The organism is Corynebacterium sp. CCM 9203 (assembly GCF_041357675.1).
Classification (GTDB): domain Bacteria; phylum Actinomycetota; class Actinomycetes; order Mycobacteriales; family Mycobacteriaceae; genus Corynebacterium.
The window spans coordinates 128551-152707 of sequence record NZ_JAUERY010000004.1; the positions used below are offsets into that span (position 1 = coordinate 128551).

At 62.2% G+C, this 24157-nt stretch carries 18 protein-coding genes and 1 pseudogene; 9 read left to right on the forward strand and 10 right to left on the reverse strand.

Features of this window, described 5'->3' with window-relative positions; all coding sequences use genetic code 11:
* Positions 1-114 precede the first annotated feature (114 nt).
* From QWU44_RS09635 to QWU44_RS09650, 4 genes and pseudogenes are all read right to left on the reverse strand, one after another.
* Positions 115-480, reverse strand: coding sequence for a DUF3887 domain-containing protein (locus tag QWU44_RS09635; protein WP_370915585.1), 366 nt, complete (start codon positions 478-480; stop codon positions 115-117).
* A 30-nt stretch (positions 481-510) separates the two neighbouring features.
* Positions 511-612: pseudogene (locus QWU44_RS09640) on the reverse strand (DUF3887 domain-containing protein); the annotation flags it as partial.
* A 949-nt stretch (positions 613-1561) separates the two neighbouring features.
* The gene (locus QWU44_RS09645; RefSeq protein WP_370915472.1) at positions 1562-2023 is read right to left on the reverse strand and encodes a hypothetical protein; all 462 of its coding nucleotides are present in this window, start codon (positions 2021-2023) and stop codon (positions 1562-1564) included.
* Positions 2024-2260: 237 nt separating this feature from the next.
* Positions 2261-2914, reverse strand: a complete 654-nt coding sequence (locus QWU44_RS09650; protein ID WP_370915473.1) for a hypothetical protein — start codon at positions 2912-2914, stop codon at positions 2261-2263.
* A 97-nt stretch (positions 2915-3011) separates the two neighbouring features.
* On the opposite strand from QWU44_RS09650, the gene QWU44_RS09655 reads away from it, so the two are divergent.
* Together QWU44_RS09655 and QWU44_RS09660 are read left to right on the forward strand one after the other, a co-directional pair.
* Positions 3012-3653 carry a nucleosidase gene (locus tag QWU44_RS09655; protein ID WP_370915474.1) on the forward strand — a complete coding sequence of 214 codons (642 nt, stop codon included), beginning with the start codon at positions 3012-3014 and terminating at the stop codon, positions 3651-3653.
* A gap of 412 nt (positions 3654-4065) precedes the next feature.
* Complete coding sequence (locus tag QWU44_RS09660; protein ID WP_370915475.1) at positions 4066-4872, forward strand: IS630 family transposase; 807 nt, start codon at positions 4066-4068, stop codon at positions 4870-4872.
* A gap of 213 nt (positions 4873-5085) precedes the next feature.
* Here the strand turns inward: QWU44_RS09660 and QWU44_RS09665 are convergent, their stop codons facing one another.
* The 4 genes from QWU44_RS09665 to QWU44_RS09680 all read right to left on the reverse strand — a co-directional run bounded on the left by QWU44_RS09665 (position 5086) and on the right by QWU44_RS09680 (position 13442).
* Positions 5086-5895, reverse strand: coding sequence for a hypothetical protein (locus QWU44_RS09665; protein ID WP_370915476.1), 810 nt, complete (start codon positions 5893-5895; stop codon positions 5086-5088).
* Positions 5896-6023: 128 nt separating this feature from the next.
* Complete coding sequence (locus QWU44_RS09670; RefSeq protein WP_370915477.1) at positions 6024-7691, reverse strand: LGFP repeat-containing protein; 1668 nt, start codon at positions 7689-7691, stop codon at positions 6024-6026.
* 746 nt (positions 7692-8437) lie between these two features.
* Complete coding sequence (locus tag QWU44_RS09675; RefSeq protein ID WP_370915478.1) at positions 8438-9850, reverse strand: AI-2E family transporter; 1413 nt, start codon at positions 9848-9850, stop codon at positions 8438-8440.
* Positions 9851-9965: 115 nt separating this feature from the next.
* Positions 9966-13442: a proline dehydrogenase family protein gene (locus QWU44_RS09680; RefSeq protein ID WP_370915479.1), complete on the reverse strand. Its 3477-nt coding sequence runs from the start codon at positions 13440-13442 to the stop codon at positions 9966-9968.
* Positions 13443-14653: 1211 nt separating this feature from the next.
* Here QWU44_RS09680 and dnaK point away from each other — a divergent pair.
* The 7 genes from dnaK (at position 14654) to adhP (ending at position 22314) form a co-directional block, all read left to right on the forward strand.
* The gene (dnaK, locus tag QWU44_RS09685; protein ID WP_370915480.1) at positions 14654-16486 is read left to right on the forward strand and encodes a molecular chaperone DnaK; all 1833 of its coding nucleotides are present in this window, start codon (positions 14654-14656) and stop codon (positions 16484-16486) included.
* On the forward strand, positions 16487-16660 hold the full coding sequence (locus tag QWU44_RS09690) for a hypothetical protein (protein WP_370915481.1): 174 nt from the start codon (positions 16487-16489) through the stop codon (positions 16658-16660).
* Entirely contained in the window at positions 16657-17307 is a 651-nt protein-coding gene (grpE, locus tag QWU44_RS09695; RefSeq protein WP_370915482.1) for a nucleotide exchange factor GrpE, read from the forward strand. Before QWU44_RS09690 ends, grpE begins: the two co-directional genes overlap by 4 nt.
* Positions 17308-17428: 121 nt before the next feature.
* On the forward strand, positions 17429-18610 hold the full coding sequence (gene dnaJ, locus QWU44_RS09700; RefSeq protein ID WP_370915483.1) for a molecular chaperone DnaJ: 1182 nt from the start codon (positions 17429-17431) through the stop codon (positions 18608-18610).
* 104 nt (positions 18611-18714) lie between these two features.
* Positions 18715-19173: a heat shock protein transcriptional repressor HspR gene (locus QWU44_RS09705; RefSeq protein WP_370915484.1), complete on the forward strand. Its 459-nt coding sequence runs from the start codon at positions 18715-18717 to the stop codon at positions 19171-19173.
* A 402-nt stretch (positions 19174-19575) separates the two neighbouring features.
* Positions 19576-21093, forward strand: coding sequence for an aldehyde dehydrogenase family protein (locus QWU44_RS09710; protein WP_370915485.1), 1518 nt, complete (start codon positions 19576-19578; stop codon positions 21091-21093).
* A 186-nt stretch (positions 21094-21279) separates the two neighbouring features.
* Entirely contained in the window at positions 21280-22314 is a 1035-nt protein-coding gene (adhP, locus tag QWU44_RS09715; protein ID WP_370915486.1) for an alcohol dehydrogenase AdhP, read from the forward strand.
* Positions 22315-22424: 110 nt separating this feature from the next.
* Here the strand turns inward: adhP and QWU44_RS09720 are convergent, their stop codons facing one another.
* A complete protein-coding gene (locus QWU44_RS09720; protein ID WP_370915487.1) occupies positions 22425-23717 on the reverse strand; it encodes an alpha/beta hydrolase in 1293 nt (430 codons plus the stop codon).
* On the reverse strand, positions 23710-23958 hold the full coding sequence (locus QWU44_RS09725) for a hypothetical protein (protein WP_370915488.1): 249 nt from the start codon (positions 23956-23958) through the stop codon (positions 23710-23712). Before QWU44_RS09725 ends, QWU44_RS09720 begins: the two co-directional genes overlap by 8 nt.
* Positions 23959-24157: the final 199 nt, after the last annotated feature.

A 24157-nucleotide genomic window follows, 5' to 3' on the forward strand; every position in this document is an offset into this window, starting at 1 on the left:
GGTGACCTGGGGGCGCGGACGCGACGACGTGGAGGAGGTCACCCGTCACCCGGATTCAACGGGGCGCGGGTGATCTCCTCTACGCGCAGTCAGTGGTGGGGCACTGTCGCTGGGTCAGTGGGACCGGTCTCCGGTGAGCGCCTGGTCGGCGGGGAGAAACCAGAGGCCGACCATCTCACCTTCCCGGTTGTAGCTGATCCGTCCCACGAGGTCGGCCGCCTCGAAGTCGAGGAGCTGTTCGACGACGAAGACCTCGTCGGCGAGGCTCACCGTCTGCGCCGGATGCCGGGCCTCCAGCTCGCCGCCGAGGGCCACGACCTGGGCCCAGGCATCCGCCAGGGATTTTGCGTCGAGTTCGTTGCCGAGTACCGGGCCGAGCAGGCGCGCCGCGCCGTCCCAGTCGTGAGCTGTGAGGACGTCGAGGAAGGTCACGGCGCGGGTGATTGCCTCCTGCTGTTGGGTCGGGGTGGGTTTGTTCATGGGGTTTCCTGTCCGTGGGTCGATGGGGTTGCCGAACCTCTGGAACGCCGCCTGTCGGCTGATGCCGAGGGCGTTTCCGATGCTCTGCCACGTTGTGCCCCGTTCCCGGGCCGCGAGGACCAGTGCCCCCAGCGCCTCGGTGGACAGCAGTTGCATGGTGTGTGCCGTGGCCAGGGAGTGGGTGACGTCCCGGGGCGGGGTGCTCCTCGAGATGCTTTCGGTGCCGGGGGTGTCGATCTCCCGGAGTTCCGTGGCGAGCAGGGACGCGACCTGGGTGAGGAGCGTGGCGAGTGTGGTGGTGTTCAGCGGTTCCGACATGTGTAAAGGATATCTTTACGTCGAGAGAGTGTCAAGGAAATGTTTACACGACCCCGGTGGGGATGCGCGACAGGACTGTCGGGCCTGGGCGCACGAGCGGTGGGATGTCAGTCGGGGCCCGCACCCCGACACGTCGCACGTATCCTGCGCCGGGTGGTGGGGCGGTTGCCGGGAACTCGCAGGTGGCGGGCCGGTGACGAGGACCGTCACCTCGGGTATCCGGCTCTTCGCGTATGAGAGAAGGCTGGTGCACGATTGGGTGGCACGGGTAGTCACGTGGCTTGAGTGGTCGTGTGGGTCAGGATGGTCTCGTGTTCGATGGGGGTCACGCGGCTGAGGTGGTCTTGGTGCCGGCGGCGATCTGCTCGATCGTCACGCCGTCCTCGGGGGACCGAGTCACGCGAACCGGAACTCCTGGGGGTAGAGCTTGGGCACGGCAGTCACCCTTCCAGCCCCACCCCGAAGGGCATGCCAGATCAGATGTCACCTACTCGTACACCAGCCCCCACTAGATTCTGCGAACCACTGTGAAACATGAAGAACGCCGAACCGTGTCAAGCACATCACCAGGTGCTAGGTGGCACGGCTAACCATCTCATCGGTGATGGGTGGGCCTAACCATGCTCAAAGCCTACTGATCCCAGCATCGTCCACCCAACATATACAGGTCCGGGTCTGCATCCCTGTGCACACCAAGGCTCCTGGTTCTGGTCACGTACCCACCGCAAAATTGACCATGGCAAACAGATTCTATCCAAAAGCCCTAGTTGTTTGACAGAAGCGCTGCGAGACGTTTAGCCTGCGACATTCCTGTCGTGACGATGGTGAAGCGGTGTTTCCCATCGGCCAGGAACTTTATGTGGGCTGCCCCTCCCAAGTTAATGCGGACCCCTTTCTCCGAGTTGGCACTACCGGTAACCGGCCAGTTAATTAAACCAGAATTCATCCCCGACTCCTCACCAGTAGAGATGTCGCTAATCGATTTGTGGTTGAAGCTTCGGGAATAAAAGGGTGCTCTGATTTTAGCTAGACTTGATGAGGTGTCTCGCACGACTTCGACCTTCATGGAGTAAGCCGCCCATGCAGAAAAACCTATAACGGCAGCATTGGTAAGGGCTCCCACAATCCAGAAAGAGAAAGGGATTGGCTTCGGAATTGAAGCGACGGCAGCCAGAGAAGAGGCTAAACACATAATAGGCGGTACCGCTGCGCTGAGCTTGACCATCTTGCTAGTTTTAATCAGAATCTGATCTGATCTGATTCTTTTGAAAAGTCTTCACACACGGCATTCTCCCCCACGGTCAACAGCAAGGTCTGCATGAAACTTAGCACTGTGAAACGTGAAGAGCCGGGTATCCCGGGGTCAGCGCGGTTGTCTTCGTCCGCAGTGCAGGCCCGGAGAGCGATGGTCACGTCACGGCCCAGGGAACGTACGGGATTCCGCGGTCCCGCAGGGGACCGGTCACTCGCAGATCGGCACGCCGCGGGCGAGTCGGGCGATGCCGTCCCAGTCGATGGAGCCGGCCAGCGTCGCCGCGGACGCGAGTGCGGCGGCGGTGGGTGGGGCCGAGATCATCGTCTCCGGTAGCCACCAGCCCTCCCACGAGGTGTAGGCCACATCGCGTGTGTCGAGTAGCTCGCGGATTCGGCCCGCGTCCGCGAGGAGTGGTGTACCCAGTGTCCCGACCCAGGCGTCGGTGGCGATGCGGGTGGTGACGACCCGCGCCGCGGTTAGGGGGTTTTCCGTGCCGGTGGTGTAGACACCGGGGGTCAGGCGTCCCGCCTCAAGCGTGGCGGAGAAGCCCGCGCCGGAGGCGACGTCGGGGGAGATCACGACGGCCTCGTAGTGGCGGCGGAGCTCGGCGACGGTGATGTCCCCGCCGACGCACACGTTGCCGAACAGTTTCAGCCGCGGTGTCGCCGGTGCGTCGGGTTTCTCGGTGAGGGTGTCCCCCGGGGCGTGTTCGGCCAGCCCGTAGCGGATGAGGCCGAAGGGGGCCGGGGTGCGTTCGAAAAGGTCGACGTAAATGTTGCAGCCGCACCCGACGAGCAGTTCGGCGGTCTGGATGCCGACCGGCCCGGCACCGACAACGGCGATCCTCTTGACGGGGTACATGCGTGTCCTTTCCTGTGACGCAGGTTTACGGCACTCCGGTTGATTCTAGCTGTCGTGATTCCGGCGCACGGTGTTCTGTGTGGCTTAGAGTGTGGGCATGGAACTTCGCGGAACAATCACCAACGGTCGGCCCCTCCTCGTCTTCGCAACTACCAGTGAGACGCAGGCTATCGACACCGATCTGCCTGTGCTCGTCACGGGGGTTGGCGTGCTGCGTGCGGCGATCGGCTTGACCGAGGTGCTCACGGAGGCGCGTGTCGACGGTCGGGTGCCCAGTGCGATCATCAACCTGGGAACCTGCGGTGGGCTCGTCGACGGCCTGAACGGTGTCTATGAGGTGCGTGAGGTGTACAAGCACGACTTCTCCTCCGAGCTTTTGGAGGAGATCGACGGTAAGCCGGAGATCAACGCCCTCACGCTCGGCACGTCGGGACTGCTGCCCACCGCCCGCCTGGCGACGGGTGACAGTTTCATCGCGGACAGTGCCATCCGGACCCGGCTCGCGGAGCGTGCGGAGCTCGTGGAGATGGAGGGCTACTGCTTCGCCAGGATCGGATACCGCTACGGCATTCCCGTCACCCTGCTCAAGCAGATCAGTGACGGCGCGAACGAGGAGTCCGTGGGCACGTGGGCCGACGCCGTGGCGGAGGGCTCCCGCCAGTTGAACGACGCCCTGCGCACTCTTCTGGACGCCGATGCACTCGTGCAGAACGTCCCGGTCCCTGTGGCGCGTTCCTGACCCCGGGACCTGGACCGAGAAAGCCCCGCGCCCGGGAACCGGGCGCGGGGCTTTCTGACGTGTCGGAGACTAGGGAGTGTCTTCTAAAAGGCATACTCAGGTCAGGATTGCGCAGAGGTGGACCGCGGCGCGGTCGGTGATGGCGGGTTTGTCGTAGCAGGCGGCCGGGCCTTGCCGGTCGATGGTGCTGTGGATCGTGCTCGTCAGTCCACCACGCGAGCGGCCAATACGGTGACCTGCAGGTTCACACTCCGCGATTGGCTGGTTCTTGTGATTCGATTGAGCCCTCTGTGTCCTGCTCAGGGGCGCGTTGTGTTCGTGCCATGGTGATGGGCGCGACAGGTGGTGGTATTGATCGAGACGTTCTAGTGGCGCGCGTCGCTAGTTCCTGAACGGTTGAGGATCTGAAATCATGGGCATGGCCAATCGACCTGCTCCGGCTCTGGTGTTGCGTGAGGGTGATCTCGAGAAGCTTGAGAGTTGGGTCCGTTCAAGGACGGTCACTTCTGGTCTGGACAAGCGGGCCCGGATGGTCTTGTTGGCTGCCGAAGAGATCGGGAACTCCAAGATCGCCGATCGGGTCGGTGCTTCGCGGACCACGGTCATTGAGTGGCGCGATCGCTATGACGAGCGTGGGCTGGCCGGTTTGAAGGATCTGGAGCGCTCGGGCCGGCCCCGCGAGTTCGACCATCGCCAGATCGTGACTGAGACACTGAAGCTACCCCCGAAGAAACTCGGGGTCACGCACTGGTCAAGCCAGCTGCTCGCGGACCGGATCAAGGTCAGCGCCTCGACGATCCAGCGCGCGTGGCGTGGCTACGGGATCAAGCCTTGGAAGGCCGAGTCGTTCCGGTTCTCCACCGACCCCGAACTGGTCGGGAAGGTGACCGACATCTGCGGGCTGTACCTGGCGCCGCCGGAGAACGCCATCGTGCTGTGTGTGGACGAGAAGTCGCAGATCCAGGCGCTGGACCGCACTGTGCCGATCCTGCCGATGCAGGAGGGCCGGGTCGGGCGCCGCTCCCATGACTACTACCGCCACGGCACCAGCACCCTGTTCGCCGCTCTCGGTAAGGTCACCGCCGCGTTGAAGCCGCGGCACTGCCACCAGGAGTTCGTGGCGTTCCTGCGCCAGATCGAACGCGCCCACCGCCCTCGTCGACGACGTCGCGGCGGGTGCGTTCGATTTAATAACGTTCCCGAAGGTGACCACAGGTGATTGAAACGGATACGGGGCCCGAAAAGCGTTTTTAACAGCAGGGGTCCGTATACCTGACATTGGAAAGGATGGAATCGAATCGCACACCAGAGATACCCCTACCCCGGGAACGGGCTATCCGTACGGAGGGTTCTTCAATCCTAGTCGGACTAAAAATGCGCGCCCCTTCACGGGAGGCTATGTCACAGATTCCACCGTGTCGAAGTAGTTAAATCATTCACTTAACCCCCAACCGATGTCCTTATGCCACCACTGAGGCACCAGGTCGTGTCCGTCGCTTTCGGCGCTGACTGAGTGAACAATGCCGTCAGATATCCGGCAATCAACATATTGCGTCACAGATCCGGCCGGGAGCTGTAGGGATGAGGACTCTATCGAGCATCTTGTAAAAAATAGAAAAACGTTTGCCCGAAATGCCTCGATCCGATTTATCGAACAGTCTTTAAATATGAAAGAGGGCTGCCAGTCGCGCGGTGGATCAGGCTTCGGAGAGTGCATCATACGAATCAATAGCTGGCCTTTACTGGTAAAAGCACTACTAGAAAACTGTATCGGGGAACCACATGATACTGCGGTTAAATGCACTGCATTATCAAAAGTGCAATCGGTGAACCGAAGCCGCTTAAGCAACACGTTCGACAAGATGAGCGGCTTACTAAAGAACGCTCCCTTGATGTCAATATCTGGAGGTTCGAATTCCCCTTTTTCAGAGGTGCTGCGAATGGCGTAAAGCTGAAAATCCAAAGAAGCCAGAACGGTTTCTTCTATCTTGCCGTGCAATTCGATTCCTATCGCCTCTTCCCTTAGTAGGGCGCTAGAACTTTGAAGGAGATCCAGCGAGAGATTCAGGAGTTGCTGAGAGGGTTCAGGGCAGTCGACTTCATGTCGAGCATGGAGACCGTTTTTATCTTCTCCACTCGGAGATATAACTTCGCTTTCTAATATTCTTTCCGCGATTTCAAGCCGGGTTTTGGTGGGGTTGCGTACGAGATTTTTAAGTGTTAAGAGCTTTATTTTATCCATAATGTGATGATCCTAATTTGGGAATGTCGCAAGCCCTTTACTGAAAACGAATTGGACAAATGACCTACATCGGTCGAGGGCCTTGGCTTGGCGGGGTAGGTGCTACCGAATTGACTTGACCTTACTGGTTAAAAAAACCGGCCAAACCTCTTCGTCTCCCTCATTCGTTCTGGGCAAAAGTTGACGACGATTTTGTCATCCTGGCCACAGAAGGCATTTACTAGACCCAAGTCTGCCGTATCGTCGCTGCCATTCCTCCCGGGAACGCCTTTAAACCATTCCCTATTCTCTGCTAGGTAGATGTGCCGAAGTATTACTGGATCCGCATACTCCTCGCACTTTCCAAAGCTGCAAGCCTTGAAGAAGACTTTCGTCTCCCAACCTTCAGCACCGGACTCCGTCGGAGAGAAGTAGGTTGATGTTTCCGAGGTGTTGGCTGCCTCTACCATATCCCAGCGAGTAACGCCGTGTTTATACTTAGCTTTATCGGCTCCAAATCCAACGCCCGGAAGATCTTGGGGATCCCAATAACCACGCCGGATCAAGAAATGCGGATCAACACCTGGGTTTTTGGGGTAGATGATATCGCCAGTTCCGCTCCTACTGGCCGAACGAAGACCGGCGGATTCAGGGGCGTCCTTTTCGGTCGGAACCTCTTCGATTTGCTGTGACCGAATTGTACCGTCGACTACTCCACCCATGTGGGCGATACCGTCTTCGGTGGCCCAAGCAGCACCTTTTTCGAAGCGTTGCATTACACTGTCTTCGAACGAAGTGGAGGAAATATGGGGCAGCCCTAGCCCGTCTATGCCACCCAATTGGTTCCATAATGTCACAATGCCACCAGTCAACTCGCGGGCACCTACAGCGGCCCCCCACAAGATCGTTGCGTTCATCCCAAAATCCACGTGATGAGCAACTCCGGGGATATAGGCAAGTTCGTCTGTTGTGGGCCAGCCCAGCTTCCCGGTCTCCCTTCCTAGGGCATCCCATACTTTCTTTGTCGCCAGGTACATGAACCGGGTTTGTCTGTCGTTGCGCCAGCTAATCGTGCCATTGGAGAAGTTATTATACCGGTATCGGTCACCGTTGGACATTTCATTGGTGATCGGGATGCCGATGGCATGGTGGGATCCGCCCAACTCGTCGTAGCGTTGCTTAATGTCGCCCCAGACAGCACCGCCGGTCAGAGGGTTGTAGTAGTTGTCCCCGCCGGTGAACTTCTGCATTTGCGTGAGGGGGACGTTCGTGTCGATCGGGCTGGAGGTGGGGTATCCGAGTGGACCGGACTCCCATTTGAGGGTGCCCCACTGGCGCATTCCATCGAGAGTCACAGCGTGTGCACCAGTGTCAGGGTGCCAGTAGATTGAGCCGCCGTAGAACTCGCTGCGCTTTCCCACTCCGTCAGGGTTGGTCAGTTCATTTGACTTCGGCGGCCCAAGCCAGGATAGTGTCCCACCGATCTCACGGTAAGCATCCAAGATAGCGCCACATACTTGAAATCCCGTAGGCCACACCGTTTGGCAACCTGTGGCTGCCAACATCTGCGGTTGCACGTTACGGCGCCCTTCCTCGATCTCGATCTGGTCTGCCTGTCCCTTCGTCACTCCTTCAGGCAGCTCCACGGCATCAGAGCGCATTTCCCCCTCAACCAAGGTCTTCTTTGGCGCAGGCAGGGTAGTGAGGTTATCCGCAGTCTCTCCTACTTGCCGTTCATGTTCTGCCACCTCTTCCGGGTGGTCCAGCTCGTACTGTTCCAGTTGCTCTTCTATAGAAGGCTTGTTTCTGTCCGACACATAGTCGAACTGTTCGATCCCCGTATCCGGTTGGATCGGCCCTCATTCTTGTGGTTGGGCAGAAGCGGCGGGGGATACCGCTCCGAGAATGACCAACGCCGAGAGGACCGCGCCCCTGCTCTTTCGTCGAAACATTTATGCACTCCAAACGGGTGGGATAACGTGAACGCCCTGAGTATAACCATGTCTAATGGATTGGTGCAGGGAAGTGTTTGACGTAGTGACTGCGCTGTCGTCGCTGAGCGTAAGGGCAAGCGCAGCCCTGCTAGGGAGTGTCTTCTAAAAGGCGTACTCAGGTCAAGATTGCGCAGAGGTGGACCGCGGCGAGGTCGGTGATGGTGAGTTTGTCGTAGCGGGTGGCCGGGCCTTGCCGGTCGACGACGCTGTGGATCGTGCTCGTCAGTTCACCACGCGAGCGGCCAATTCGGTGACCTGCAGGTTCACACTCCGCGATTGGCTGGTTCTTGTGATTCGATTGAGCCCTCTGTGTCCTGCTCAGGGGCGCGTTGTGTTCGTGCCATGGTGGTGGGCGCGACAGGTGGTGGTATCGATCGAGACGTTCCAGTTGATCATCCCGGGTGCATCCGCGTCAGCGAGAATCGTGTGCAGGGCCCGGTCCCAGGTGCTCTCGGTGTGGCGACCATGGCGCGTGCATACCGTCTGCCATGGGCTGAACTCCTCCCTTGGCGGGTCACGCCATACGGCCGCCGTCTGGCGAATCACCGCTCAGCTATAGGAGACACGTCTTAGTCGTTGCTTGGAATGTCATGCCGTCTGAAGCGTCGCCGGACCGAACGCATCGCCTGGGCGATGTCTATGAGGGCCTTGGAACCGGCTGCGGTCTCGGTCTCGATTTCGTCGATCGTCCGTTCCCCGGATCGGAGGCTGACGATTTCCGCGTGGTAGCGGAGCCACACTGCGACGGTTGCTGCCGCAGGCACGGCGAGGAAGGCCCCGACGATGCCGAACAGTCCGCCACCGACGGTGATGGACAGCAGCACGATCACGGGGTGCAGGTTCATGGCTTTGCTCTGCAGCATCGGGGAGAGGATGTTCCCCTCGATCTGCTGTACCGCGAGGATGAGAAGCAAGACAAAAATGGCGGTGGTCAGACCGTTGGACACCAGGGCGACGAGAACCGCGATGGCGCCCGCAGAGATCGCGCCGACGATTGGGATAAAGCCGGCGAAGAAGGTGATCACCGCAAGCACCAGTGCCAGGGGAATGCCGAGGACGACGAGTCCAATGCCGATGAATATTGCGTCGATGAGTGACACGAGTGCCTGTGCCCGGATGAACCCCGAGAGTGTGTTCCATGTTCGGGTGAGTACCTCGGTGAGATGCCAACCTGCTTTGGTCCCGACATTGCGGCGGAGCCAGGGGAGGAAGGTATGCCCGTCTTTGAGGAAGAAGAAAGTGAGGACGAGCATGAGGACCATCGTCACCACCATCGAGGTGGCGGTGGAGACCCCCGCGAAGACGCCGGAGGCCAGTTTATTCGCGACCCCTCCCGAGAGAAGCCCGGATGCGCCGTCCTGCAGTTTCAGGGTGATCTCGTTGACGGCGTTTCCGATTTGGTCGGTGTTGATGTTGAACGGAGGTTCGGAGAGCTGGCTCTCCAGCTTCTCCAGCCCCGCGAGTCCCTGTTTGAACAGCAGCTTTGACTGATCCGCCACTCTCGGAGCCATTGCCGCGAATACTCCGCCGATGGCGCAGAGGGAACCGAGTAAGACGAACATGGAGGAGACTCCGCCGGGGACACCGTGTTCCTTCAGCCAGCGCACCGGTGGCCACAGCACCGTGCACACGAGGATGGCGAGCAGGATCGGAAGGACACCCGTCCAGATGATCCCGAGCCCGAGCCAGGCGATTCCGCTTGCCACCGCGACGATGATGAAACGCAGTGCCCAGCCTGCGAGCCAACGCCCGTCACGTCCGATGATCACGGCACGGTCGAGTTGACCGGCGCCCGGGTTGGCTGATGACGATGCTGAGTGTTTGCCCGTGGTGGGGGATTCATCACGGTCGTGGTTGGCCGCATTGAAGATGGCGTCCCTGGATTTGGCTGAATCATTCGACTTGGGGACGTTGCTGTCCTTCGCCTGGGGGGCGAGGTCGTCGGAATGCCCCGGAACCCGGGGGTGCTGATTATCACTCATAATGCTTGCCAACTATGCCAGAGTCTCGGCATTGCGGGTAGTTCATGTGCTCCGGATTTGGGAGGGGAAACTCTGCAGGTAAAAAGCGATAGTCTCCCCTCCGTAACTGGCTGGGTCAGTTGGCCAGGCCCTTGATGTATCCAAACCGGTGCTCGGTCTTGGAAATTGCCTGTTCCAGGAGGAACGGCAGAAGTTCCCGACGACCGTCCGCCAGAACCGGCTGATCCAGGATCACGGAACCTGATTCGACTGCCGCCAGGTACAACTCTTCGGGTACTTCGCCGAGAGCACGGACCCGAACGGACTGTGCACCTGCGAGTTCCGCGGCGAAATCCTCATCGGAGGCCACGCGGATACCGGCACCGAGGGCGCCGAACTCCGCTACGGTCGACGCAGTGGCCGATACGTCGATGACGGTCCCCGTAATCTCGGCCGCGAGTTTCATCCGGAGCAGGTCTCGTACGGCGGCGCCAGCCCCGACTCGTATCTGCAGTGGCTGCAGGAGTGGTCGGTAGCGGAAGACGTTCGATTCGGCGAGGAGTGCAGTGCGGTCGTGCTCCACGCCGAACTCCGTCTGCCACGCGTAGGCGTCGGCCTCCGCTGCACGACGCAGCCAGTGGTTGTCCGCCGAGGTGAGAGTCGGGCCGAGCTGTGCCTTGAACTCTCGCAGCATCTGGGCGATCTGTGTGCTTAAGGAACCCGAGTGCAGCTCGTTGAGGTCGCCCTCGGACCAGGTTCCCTGCTGCCCGATGTAGTTCGGGCCACCAGCTTTCGCGCCGGAGCCCAGGGATGAGTTCTTCCAGCCGCCGAACGATTGCCGCTCCACGATGGCGCCGGTGATGCCGCGGTTGATGTAGGCGTTGCCCACCTCGACGTGCTCGCGCCAGTAGGCGATCTCGTCGGTGTCCAGGGAATGCAGTCCCCCGGTCAGTGCGAAACCGGTGGAATTCTGCCATTCGACGGCCTCTTCGAGGGAATCCGCCCGCATGATCCCGAGCACGGGGCCGAAGCACTCGTGGGTGTGGAACCAGGACCCCGGTTCCACACCGTCGCGTAGGCCCGGCGACCACAGGCGGCCACTGTCATCGAGCTGTCGTGGCTTGACCAGCCACCGCTCGCCCTCGTCCAACTGGGTCAGCCCGTGGGCCAGCTTCTCACCGGGGGCCTCGATGAGGTTATTCATCGTCGTGGAGACGTCGGTGCCGTAGCCGACGTGCAGGGATTCGACGGCGTCGATGAGCTGGTTGAGGAAACGCTTCGACCTGCCCACTGATCCGACCAGGATCACCAGCGATGCCGCCGAACATTTCTGACCCGCGTGCCCGAATGCACTGCGGTAGACATCCGCCACCGCGAGATCCGGGTCGGCGGACGGGGTGACGATGATGGCGTTCTTGCCGCTGGTCTCCGCATTGATGACCATGCGCGGCTTCCAGCTCCGGAACAGCTTTGCGGTCTCCGATGCGCCGGTGAGGATCACGGAATCCACGTCCGGGTGGCTCACCAGGCGCTTACCGGCCTCGTCCTCGTCGGCGTTGACCAGTTGCAGCAGGTCCTCACCGATACCGGCCTCGCGTAGTGCGGCGACCGCGACTTCGGCGCAGCGCACCACCTGCGGTGCGGGTTTGATGATGACCGCGGCACCCGCGGCGAGTGCCGCGAACACGCCACCCATCGGGATGGCGACCGGGAAGTTCCACGGGGGAGTGACCACCACGACGCGGTAGGGCTCGAAGCGGACGCCGCGCACGCGGTCGAGGGCGCGCGCCGACTCTGCGTAGTAGCGGGCGAAGTCGATGGCCTCCGAGACCTCCGGGTCCGCTTCACCGACGGTCTTCCCGGCCTCATGGGTCATCACCGTGATGAGTTCACCGCGGGCGTTCGCCAGTGCCTCGGCGGCACGGTCGAGCAGTTCGGCGCGCTCGGCGCCACTCTTCGCGCCCCAACCCTCGCTTGCGGTCGCCGCACGGGTCACGGCGTCATCAATCTCGCTCACGGAGATGACGCGCGCGGACTCCACCGGGCCGGGATCGCGTAACAGGGCGTCGAGGGCCCATTGCCGGTTCGCGGCCAGGGACGGGTCGGTGTCCGGTTCCCCGATGAAGTGGCCAGGTACCGCACCGGAGGAAGTGCCGACCTTCCCCGTTTCCTCGGCTGTTCGGTCCTGGGTGCGGCGCGGACCGGCGGCCGTGGACCAGCGATCCGCCACGGATGAGCGGAACCGTTGCCGTTGACCCTGCATCGGCGTCAGTCCCTCATCGCCGGTGACATCCGGAGCGAACAGGGCATAGAGGAAGTTCTGCTTCGCGCCGTTCTCTTCGAGGCGGCGGACCAGGTAGCTCACCGCGACATCGAAGTCCTCGTCGTGGACGACCGGGGTGTAGAGGATCAGATCACCCACGACATCCCGCACGGCCCGGGCCTGCGAGGGCGCCATCCCCTGAAGCATCTCGACGTCGAGTTGGCGCTCCACACCGCGCTCCACGGCGAGCTCGTGGGCGAGCGCGACGGTGTACAAGTTGTGCGACGCCACCCCGATACGGACGTTGTCCGCGTGCTCGGGTTGCAGAATCCAGTCCAGCAGTCGGACGTAGTTCGCGTCGACCTCGGCTTTGGTCAGGTACGGTGCCTGCTTCCAGTCGTGGATCTCCGATTCGACGCGCTCCATCGAGAGGTTCGCTCCCTTGACCAGTCGAATTTTGATCTTCGCCCCACCCGCGGCTCGCCGTTGCGCGGCGAACTCCGCCAGTTCCTGCAGCGCGCCGAGTGTGTCCGGAAGATAAGCCTGCAACACGATGCCCGCCTCCAACGGCAGGAACTCATCCTCGGTCAGAAGTTCGGTGAACAGGCGGATCGTCAGACGCAGATCCTTGTACTCCTCCATGTCCAGGTTGATGAAGGGGTGCGGGTCACGCGATAGCGCCTTGCGGTACAGCGGACGCAGGGTCTCCTTCAGTCGTTCGGTGTTGCCGTCGATGTCCCACGGGTTGAGCTGCGCACACACCGAGGACGCCTTGATGGAGACGTAGTCGACGCGGGGATTGTCCAGCAGATCGAGTGTCCGGTCCAAGCGTGATTTCGCCTCCCGGTCTCCGAGGACGGCCTCACCCAGGAGGTTGAGGTTCAGACGGAACCCCTGCTCGCGGGACCGGTCGAGTAGCTTGTTCAGGGCTGAGCCCTCGGCGTCGAGAACCAGGTGCCCGACCATCTGACGCAGGCGTTTCCGGGCGATCGGCATGACGATGTTCGGCAGCCAGGGCGCGACGATCGACCCGGCGGTGACCAGCCCACGGTCAACCGTGCCGACGAAGTCCGGGACGGAACCGCGGCCCTTCAACGGGCTGGCGAGATTGGCCAGTTCCCGGGCGGAGACGTGATTGTCCTCGGGGCGGGCGACCCGGTCGACGAAGCCCATCGTGAAGTCGATGCCGTCGGCGTCGTGCACCAGGGCGGCGAGCTGCTCGGTGGACTTCGCCTCCTTGCGGGACTCGTCGGATCCGGTGGCATTGAGCCACGTCTCGGCGCGGGCGATCGCGGCTTCGCTGACCTTCTCTACGTCGCTGGTGTTGGTGGGGGCCTGGGGTAGGGACATGAGTGGGTGTGCTCGCTTTCATGAATGGTCACCGACATCCCGACGTCCGCCAATGCGGCGGGTCGGTGGGTGATTCAGAGAACCGGACCCTCTGTGCGGGGGCGCGGCGGGAACGCGGAGCGCCGGTGGCGGTCCGTTGGGAAACCCGAAGTGGGTGATCGGCTGGACCGGGTCAGACAGGTGGACGATCACCGACGGGGCGGCGACGGCCGCCGCACGCCTGGGCGGTGGCCGTAGTGGCCTCATGTGCGGGAGGCTGTACGGACGTGGTGGATGAGGTCACGTGTCACGCACCGCCTTTCCCGGGTGTCGGCATGTGTCCGGCAGAGAAACCACGGGAACCGTGAGGGGATGTCGGGGTGTTCCATCCCACTGTTGGCTCTGCGGAGAAGTCTGTTCGCATAGTAACCCCTCACCCGAATCAGGGAAAGATGTGAAGGCAGGATCGGTGTGGTGTGGTGGTTCCGGGCGTGGTGGGGTCCGGCGGACCTTTCACCGGTCGCGTGGTTTCCAGTACTTTCATCGGGCGACTCCGCATCGGTTCCCCGATGGTCAGGATATTTCCCGGCCCTTAGTATTGGGTCCGGCAGAATCTGCCCGGGCGCGGGATTTGCCGCTCCCGCACAGGCGGAGCAGCTCGATGCCGAACTGGTGCTGTGGGCCACCACCCAAATGAAGCTGACACCGTGTGACGCGATCACGCAGCAGGTGAAGGACATCGCCGGCACTTCCCCCATGTCCGCAGTGCAGCTCCGTGAGAAGATTCTCGCGAATGTGGGGTGGAACTGAATGACCTGGATCCGACCATCGAGAAGATCTGCAACGCCTACTCCGATGCGTTGGTCTCACGCGGTCGTGAATGCGGCGCAGTGACCGGGGCGCGTTCGGTTTGCTGTCGAGCGGATCGAGTGGCTTCAACTTCGGTTCCAGCTAGTCGCATATCCGGTGTGTCGTGACGCGGAGCCCCGGTGGGTGGAGGTCCTGTGCACTTCCCCGCCGGAGCTCCGGTGTGTCTCGAAGCGTTATGTGTGGCAGGGGTCACACCAAAAAGTTGAGCGTATCGGGAACAACTTTGTGTCGAGCACCGTTGTGATGGGTGAACAGGTTGAGTGGACTGCGCTCAAGGAGATTGTTAACATCATCTCCGTAAGTTGAGTCGGGGACAGTCAACCACCGATAGACGACACAGGCATACAAAGGAGAACCATCACATGGGACGCGCAGTAGGTATCGACCTCGGAACCACGAATTCGGTTGTTTCCGTTCTTGAGGGTGGCGATCCCACCGTCATTGCGAACGCCGAGGGGTCCCGCACCACCCCGTCCGTCGTTGCCTTCGCCAAGAACGGCGAGGTCCTCGTCGGGCAATCGGCCAAGAACCAGGCCGTGACCAACGTCGACCGGACCATCCGCTCCGTCAAGCGCCACATCGGTGAGGACTGGAGCGTCGACATCGACGACAAGAGCTACACCCCGCAGGAGATTTCCGCCCGCATCCTGATGAAGCTGAAGCGCGACGCGGAGGCCTACCTGGGTGAGGACGTCACCGACGCCGTCATCACCGTCCCCGCCTACTTCGAGGACGCGCAGCGCCAGGCCACCAAGGAAGCCGGCCAGATCGCCGGACTCAACGTTCTGCGCATCGTCAACGAGCCCACCGCGGCGGCCCTCGCCTACGGCCTGGAGAAGGGTGACAAGGAACAGACCATCCTGGTCTTCGACCTCGGTGGCGGTACCTTCGACGTCTCCCTGCTCGAGATCGGTGACGGTGTCGTCGAGGTTCAGGCGACCTCCGGTGACAACGACCTGGGCGGCGATGACTGGGATCAGCGCATCGTCGACTGGCTCGTCGAGAAGTTCAAGTCCGCTCACGGCATCGACCTGACCAAGGACAAGATGGCTCTGCAGCGTCTGCGTGAGGCCGCTGAGAAGGCCAAGATCGAGCTGTCCAGCTCGCAGCAGGCATCCATCAACCTGCCCTACATCACGGTCGACTCCGAGAAGAACCCGTTGTTCCTCGACGAGACCCTGTCCCGCACCGAGTTCCAGCGCATCACCTCCGACCTGCTCGACCGCACCAAGAAGCCCTTCAACCAGGTCATCAAGGACGCCGACATCTCCATCAACGATGTTGACCACGTCGTCCTCGTCGGTGGCTCCACCCGGATGCCCGCCGTCGTCGACCTGGTCAAGGAACTGACCGGTGGCCGCGAGCCCAACAAGGGCGTCAACCCGGACGAGGTCGTTGCCGTGGGCGCCGCCCTGCAGGCCGGTGTGTTGCGCGGTGAGGTCAAGGACGTGCTGCTTCTCGATGTCACCCCGCTGAGCCTGGGCATCGAGACCAAGGGCGGTGTGATGACCACGCTCATCGAGCGCAACACCACCATTCCCGCGAAGAAGTCCATGACGTTCACCACGGCGGAGGACAACCAGCCCGAGGTCGGCATCCAGATCTACCAGGGTGAGCGCCAGATCGCCGCGCACAACAAGCTGCTCGGATCCTTCCAGCTCGCAGGTATCGCCCCCGCTCCCCGTGGTGTCCCGCAGATCGAGGTCACCTTCGACATCGACGCCAACGGCATCGTCCACGTCACCGCCAAGGACAAGGGCACCGGCAAGGAGAACACGATCAAGATCCAGGACGGCTCCGGCCTGTCCCAGGAGGAGATCGACCGGATGATCAAGGATGCCGAGGCACACGCCGAGGAGGACAAGAAGCGCCGCGAGGAGCAGGAAGTCCGCAACTCCGCGGAGTCCATGGTCTACCAGACCCGCAAGTTCATGGAGGACTCCTCCGACAAGATCGGCGAGGACACCAAGGAGAAGGTCGAGGCAGCCGCCAAGGAGGTCGAGGAAGCTCTCAAGGGCGAGGACATCGAGGCCATCAAGACGGCCGTCGAGAAACTCTCCACCGAGTCCCAGGAGATGGGCAAGGCTATCTACGAGGCAGAGGCCGCGGCGGGAGCCACCCAGGCTGACGCCGGTGACGCCGACTCTGATGTCGTCGATGCTGAGGTCGTCGACGAAGACGAGGAGAAGAAGTAGATGACCGATCCGATCGGCACCGACAAGAACCCGGACGAGGTTCTCGAGGGCGACGCCGTCGCCGCCGATCTCCGGGAGGCATCGGACACTGAGCATGAACGTGCGGTGCATGAGCGGCAGGCCGTCATCGACAGAGAAGAACACCGCGACAACGACGAGGAGGCCACCCAGTGAGCCAGGATGACGCAATGCCGGGCAACCCCGGCGATCCGGCCGCAACCGACCCGGAGGCCACTTCCCCGGAAAGTGCCGAGGCGGCGGTGGCGGACGCTGAGGCAACCGCTGACGCAGAACTCGACGAGGCGCTCGCCACCGTTGCGGCGGACGAAGCCGCGGAGGACGCGGAAACAGATGCGGTTGACGGTAGCCCGGACCTCTCAGCGGAGCTTGCCGAACGCACCGAGGACCTGCAGCGGGTCACGGCGGAGTACGCCAACTACCGGCGCCGTACCGAGCGGGACCGGCAGGCGGTCATCGCCACGGCCAAGGCCTCCGTGGTCAACCAACTGCTCGATATCGTCGACGACCTCGAACTCGCGGGGCGGCACGGAGACCTCACCGGCCCGTTGAAGTCCGTGAATGACAAGCTCCGCGCCGTGCTCAACCGACTCGATGTCGTCGAGTTCGGTGCGGAGGGCGATGAGTTCGATGCGGAACGTCACGAAGCGGTCCAGGATCTCTCCGAGGGCGATGACAAGGTCATCGGAACGGTTCTGCGCCCCGGCTTCGCGATGGGTGAACGACTGCTGCGCACCGCGATGGTCATCATCACCGACCCTGCGGTGGGCGCTCCGGCAGAAAACGACGACGCCGACAACTGACGGGTGCGGTGGCGGCACCGAACCCACGGCTCGCGGGGATCGATTCCTACAGATCCCCGCGAGCACCACATACCCTGAGTTACACCGACCCCGTGCATGACGCGGAAGGAGGAGATGCCCAATGGCTGAGCGTGAATGGGCTGAAAAGAACTACTACGCGGACCTGGGTGTCTCCTCGTCCGCGTCATCTGACGAGATCAAGCGGGCGTACCGCAAACTTGCGCGCGAGAATCACCCGGATAACCATCCCGGTGACAAGAACGCGGAAGAACGCTTCAAGCGCATCGCCGAGGCCTACGACGTCGTCGGCGACGAGAAGAAGCGTAAGGAATACGACGAGATGAAAGCCATGCTCGCGTCCGGGGGGCTGCGCGGCTTCGGCGGAAATGCGGGGTCCGGCTTTCCGGGCGGGTTTCGCCAGGCGCAAGGCGACTTCGATGTCTCGGATCTCTTCGGCGGAGGCGGAGGTTTTACTTCGGAAGGGGGCCTGGGTGATATCTTCGGTGGCTTTTTCAACCGCGGCAACGGTCCTCGCCACGCAGCTCAACCGTCGCGGGGGGCCGACGTCGAAACTGACATCACGCTTGATTTCCGGGAAGCTGCGCAAGGGGCGACGATCCCCGTAGAACTCAAGGGGCCGGCCCCCTGTACCCGGTGTCACGGCTCTGGCTCCCGTTCCGGCAAGACCAACAGGTGCGATACGTGCAACGGCACCGGATACACCAGTGAGAACCGGGGAGCCTTCGGGTTCTCCGCCCCCTGCACCGACTGTGGCGGCAACGGCCAGAGCATCTCCGATCCCTGTGCCGATTGCTCCGGGACAGGCACGGTCAACCGGACCCGATCCATCACCGTGCGGGTGCCCGCAGGTGTCATCGACGGGCAGAAGGTACGCCTCGCCGGACAGGGTGAAGCAGGCCCCAACGGTCGCCCCTCCGGTGACCTCTTCGTCACCGTGCATGTCCGCAAGGACAAGGTGTTCACCAGAACCGGCACCACACTTGAGGTCGAGATTCCGGTCTCGTTCGCGGAACTGGCTCTGGGGGACACGATCACCGTGCCGACACTCGATTCGCCGGTTCGGGTGAAGGTTCCTGCGGGGACCCCCGATGGTCGGACGCTCCGTGTCCGGGGACGTGGGATTCCGAAACGGGATGGAACGAAGGGTGATCTGATGGTTACCGTGAGGGTCACGGTACCGAAGAACCTTGGCCCCGCGGCGACCAGTGCCCTGCGTGCCTATGCGCAGGCGGAGAAGGAATCCGGTTTCGATCCCAGGGCGGACTGGGCGGGATCGGTGTAGTACCGGGTGTGGTCGGTCCCCGGTCAGCGGGGCAGACCACACCCCATGACCGGGCATGGTGTCGGCCGTGCCCACGGACGAACCACGAGGAGGTGAACGGGCAGATGCCGCACAGTGATCAGCCGCCGATCCAGCGTCAGGACGGTACTTCCCCGGAGCGTGAGGAAGTGTTCGTCATTTCGGTGGCCGCGGAACTCGCGGGGATGCACGCCCAGACCCTCCGGACCTATGACCGGATGGGGCTGGTGACCCCGATGCGTACCCGTGGTGGAGGACGACGCTACTCCCGCTCCGATGTTGCTCTCCTCCGGGAGATTCAGCGGCTCAGTCAGCAGGAGGGAGTGAACCTCGCTGGTATCAAGGCGATCATCGACCTGACCCAGGCGAACGAGAGACTGCGCCGGGAGATCGAGGTTCTGCGCTCGGACAATCGACGCTTGGCTGATGCCCTGGAACGGGAACGTCGAACCTCCCGTCCGCGGGGTGAACTCGTGGAGGTTCCCGAGTCCACGGCTGTGGTCATCTGGGAACCGCGCCGCAAGCGCCGTAATCGGCGTGCATGAGAAAAGGTAATGCAGTGTGGCCCCGGACGATATGTCCGGGGCCACACTGCATTCCGAGGTCTGCACAGATTCCCGGAACGGGTGTTTGTGTGACATCAGATTCCTGAACAAGATCTGATGATCGAGAAAAACACCCCCTAATGGGGTTGGCTTAGGCATTATTTTTGAAACTTGCATGGAGTGTAGTGAAAGGCCTGCTGCGCATTGGTTTTTGGGGCCGTAGCACTTCTGTGTTCCAGCTCACTATGTCTGCTGATGCTATAAGTGATGTGGAACACAGAAAAAACCGTTTATTGTGGGTGACACTACGCGGTCGGGTTTCGCTGATCCGTCGATGCGGGGTACTGAACCCCGGTGCGGATCGCGGAGTTGGCCGTCATCGTCGAACAAGTGAGGATCCACATGACTGTCTACGCCAATCCCGGAACCGAGGGTTCAATCGTCTCCGTCAAGGAGCGCTACGACAATTACATCGGTGGTGAATGGGTCGCCCCGGCGGACGGTGAGTACTTGGACAACATCAGTCCGATCACCGGAGAGGTCTACACCCGCTTTGCGGCAGGCAAAGCTGCTGACGTGGAGAAGGCGCTCGACGCGGCCCATGCGGCGGCCCCGGGCTGGGCCTCGACCCCGCCTGCCGAGCGGGCGCTGATCCTGCACCGCATCGCGGACCGTATCGAGGAGCATCTTGAGGAACTCGCGGTCATCGAGACCTGGGACAACGGTAAGCCGGTGCGGGAATCCCTCGCAGCCGATCTGCCGCTGGCGGTCGATCATTTCCGCTACTTTGCCGGGGTGACCCGCACCGCTGAAGGTCGACTCTCGGAGATCGACGACAATACCGTTGCCTACCACTTCCAGGAGCCGCTCGGGGTTGTCGGCCAGATCATCCCGTGGAACTTCCCGATCCTGATGGCCACCTGGAAGCTCGCCCCCGCGCTGGCTGCAGGCAACTGCGTGGTACTCAAGCCCGCTGAGCAGACCCCGGTCTCGATCATGCATCTCATGGAGGTTATCGGGGATCTGATTCCCGCCGGTGTGGTGAATGTGGTCAATGGCCTCGGAACCGACGCCGGTGTGGCACTCTCCGGGTCCGACCGGATCGCCAAGATCGCTTTCACCGGCTCCACGGAGGTGGGTCGCCTCATCAACAAGGCTGCGGCGGACAAGATTATCCCGGTCACCCTTGAACTCGGTGGTAAGTCCCCGAACGTGTTCTTCGCTGATGTCCTCGACAAGAAGGACGAGTTCCTCGATAAGGCCGTCGAGGGTATGGCGATGTTCGCGCTCAACCAGGGTGAGGTCTGCACCTGTCCGTCGCGCGCGCTGGTCCAGGAATCCATCATCGATGAACTGATGGAGCTCGTCGTCGCCAAGGTGGAGCAGGTTCGGATGGGTAACCCGCTGGACACCGCCACCATGCTCGGTGCGCAGGCGTCCGAAGAGCAGATGGAGAAGATCACGGGTTATCTCTCATCGGGTCCCGGTGAGGGGGCCAAGGTGCTCACCGGTGGTTCTGTCGCCAAGATCGACGGTCTGAACGGCTACTACATCCAGCCGACGATCTTCCGTGGTGACAACACGATGGCGTGCTTCCGGGAGGAGATCTTCGGACCTGTTCTCGGTGTCACGACATTCACCGACTTCGATGACGCCATGCGCATCGCGAACGACACCAACTACGGCCTCGGTGCCGGTGTGTGGACCCGTGACAACAACACCGCGTACCGTGCGGGCCGGGCCATCCATGCTGGTCGGGTCTGGGTGAACAACTACCACTCCTACCCGGCTCACGCTGCGTTCGGCGGGTACAAGGAATCCGGGATCGGCCGTGAGAATCACGCCATGATGATGTCCCACTACACCCGCACCAAGAACATGCTGGTGTCCTACAGCACCAGCCCCACTGGACTCTTCTGAGTCTCGGTGACGCCGGGCGTTCGCTGAATCGCCCGGCGTCACACCGCAAACTCCGGTCAGGTACACGCGTCCCGTGTGACCTGGCCGGAGGCATGTTAACCCACTCTTGAAAATAGTTGCCAATTGGCTTTGATGCAAGGGGGTGGACCCACCCACCCCTGCCCATCCCTACACGAGGAGATTCCCATGAGTAACGCCCCCGAAAAGTTCACCGCCGCCGTCGTCGATGAATTCGGCCCCGATGTCACCGTACGCGAGGTTGAACTCCCGGAGCCCGGTCGCAACCAGGCCCTGGTCAAGCTGCAGGCCTCCGGTATCTGCCACACAGACCTGCACGCCGCCGAAGGTGACTGGCCCGTCAAGCCCCCGCTGCCGTTCGTTCCCGGGCACGAGGGCGTCGGTGAAGTGGTCAAACTCGGTCCTGGTGACCACGACATCGAGCTCGGTGACATCGTCGGCAACGTCTGGCTCTGGTCCGCCTGCGGAACCTGTGAGCAGTGCCGCACCGGCTGGGAGACACTGTGTAACGACGCCGAGTACGGCGGATACACGATCGATGGTTCCTTCGGGGAGTACATGCTCGTCGATACCCGCTACTGCGCCCGTATCCCGGAAGGCTCCGATCCCCTGGAGGTTGCCCCGATCCTCTGCGCCGGCGTCACCGTGTACAAGGGACTGAAGATGACTGAGACCCGCCCGGGCCAGTACGTCGTTATCTCCGGTGTCGGTGGTCTCGGGCACATCGCCGTCCAGTACGCCGTCGCCATGGGTATGCGCGTCATCGCGGTCGATATCGCCGACGAGAAGCTGCAATTGGCGAAGAAGCACGGTGCCGAGTTCACCATCAATGCGCGCGAGCAGGATCCGGCCGAAGCGGTCATGGAGTTCACCGGCACCGGTGCCCACGGTGTCCTCGTCACCGCCGTCCACGAAGCCGCCTTCGGGCAGGCCATCAACATGGCCCGCAAGGGCGGGACGATCGTGTTCAACGGTCTGCCCCCGGGAGAGTTCCCCGCTCGGATCTTCGACATCGTCTTCAAGGCGCTCACCATCCGTGGTTCCCTGGTGGGAACCCGCCAGGACCTGGAGGAGGCTCTCGACTTCTACGCACGCGGCCTGATCAAGCCGACCGTCGCAGAATGCAAGCTCGACGACGTCAACAGCGTCTTCGAGGATCTGCGCAAGGGCAAGATCGACGGACGTATGGCCATCCGGTACTGATCACCGGTCCGGTCAGCTCCGGCATTCGTCACTGATGGAAGCTGACGTGACACGCACGCAGATCCCCACCCACCCGCACACGCAGGAGAGTGGGGATTTGCGTGCGTCGCTCACCGGGTGTGGAGCCCGCGCAGAGCCGCCAGCACCGATGGATCATCTAGATAGTCACTGTGTCCGCCGTGCGCGGGAATCACCTCCGCGCCGAAATCGGGAGCCGCGGGGTCCGGCCCGTGCAGACCCCGATCCGCGGAACTCACCAGACTGATCGGGTCAGTCGGGCTTCTGGCGGCGATGACACGGGGGTTCGGTGAATTCAACTGAAGCTCATCCACATGGGAGACACCCGCGCCGGGGCTACCGAGCAACACGATGCCGTCCGCGTCGATCCCACCGTGGTCCTTCGCCGCAGCCAGGCCGACGACGACCGAACCGTAGCTGTGTCCGAGAACGGTGCGGGCTACTGACGGGCCGTACCGGAGCGTCAGGGAACGCTGGAAGTCACGCAGCGCGACCGCCCCGAGCTCAGCGGACACCTCCTGAGTTCCGTCAACCAGGTGCCCCGGTGCCCGGTAGCCGTTCCACACCACCACCGTCTCCCCCAGCTCCCGCTGGAGTGCTTGACCGCGTTCCAGGATTCCGGGAAGAGCCTCTGGTTCCGCCGAGCCGACGCCGGAGACCATCGTCAGTATCGATTTCGCGTTATCGATGTCACCGAACGCCGCTACCAGGTGGTGCTCACCGACTTCCAGGACGTGCATCTCGGGGAAGCGCTCCGCGAGGCCGGTGAGATCAGGCCCCGCATTCCTGATGTTCGTCTCGTGCAGTTCCGCGGCGGACACGTCGAGGCTCGCGGGCAGTGGCCGCTGTGCGGTGGACGGTGCGTACAGGTCGGTCAGGATCTCGCGGCACCGGCGCCGGTCCATGTGCCACGGTGTCCGTGGCGGAAGGAGAGTCATCAGCCGCATCCCGCAGTGTCGGTCGAGGAGATTCGAGTGCCGCCTGATCTCCGCCACAGCAGCATTGAATAACGCGGCTTCCTCGAGTTGTGCGTCGGTGGCCGCGATGAACCTTCCCGCGACCTCCCGGAGATTCCGGGACCGGGCTCGTTCGATGATCGCCTCGTACTCAGCTTCCAACTGCGCCTGTGCGGAGGCAACCCCGGAGAGAATCTTCGCGGCTTCAGCGATGAGTGTGGCCGTCAACCGTTGGCGGTCGGCCATCCGTTCCTCGCTCCGCCGTGCCGAGACGAAGGATTCCCCATACAGCCCGGTGCGGAGGGCACTGCGCCACTGCTTCGCATTGGTTTCGTGGCTACGGATGATCGCCTGCCCACCCCGGTCCAACTCCACCGTGACCGCCGCGAGCGTCCGTGACCAGGGGAGCGTCAGCGGCGAGTCAGGCATTCCCGATTCTCCGGGTCTCCTCGGCCCAGATCTGATCCGCTTCGTGGAGGTGGGCAACCAGATCCAGGATGTCACTCCGGAGGGCGAGAACCTCGGAAGTGGCCTGTTCAAGGACCTCGGACCAGGATTCCGTCAGCGCGGTGAATACTTCCGCGGTGAGAGAACCCGGTGGCAGAGCGGGAAACAGCGTCGGTGGTGCGTCGGGTGCACGCAGATGTCGGGCTGCGGCATCTGAGGACATGAGCTGATTCAACGGAAGATCCTTTCGTGGCGGGGTCTGGGTACGGGATACCTGCCCCATCGTTAAGGATCGGACCCCGCACAATCGGTGCGATACCGTGACGTCTGTGGAGGGCGTGGAATTCCGGTGGTTGATCCACAAGTGGATTGGTTCCAGTGCCGGAATTGTCGGCGGAGTTCCCGGAAAACCCATATCGTGG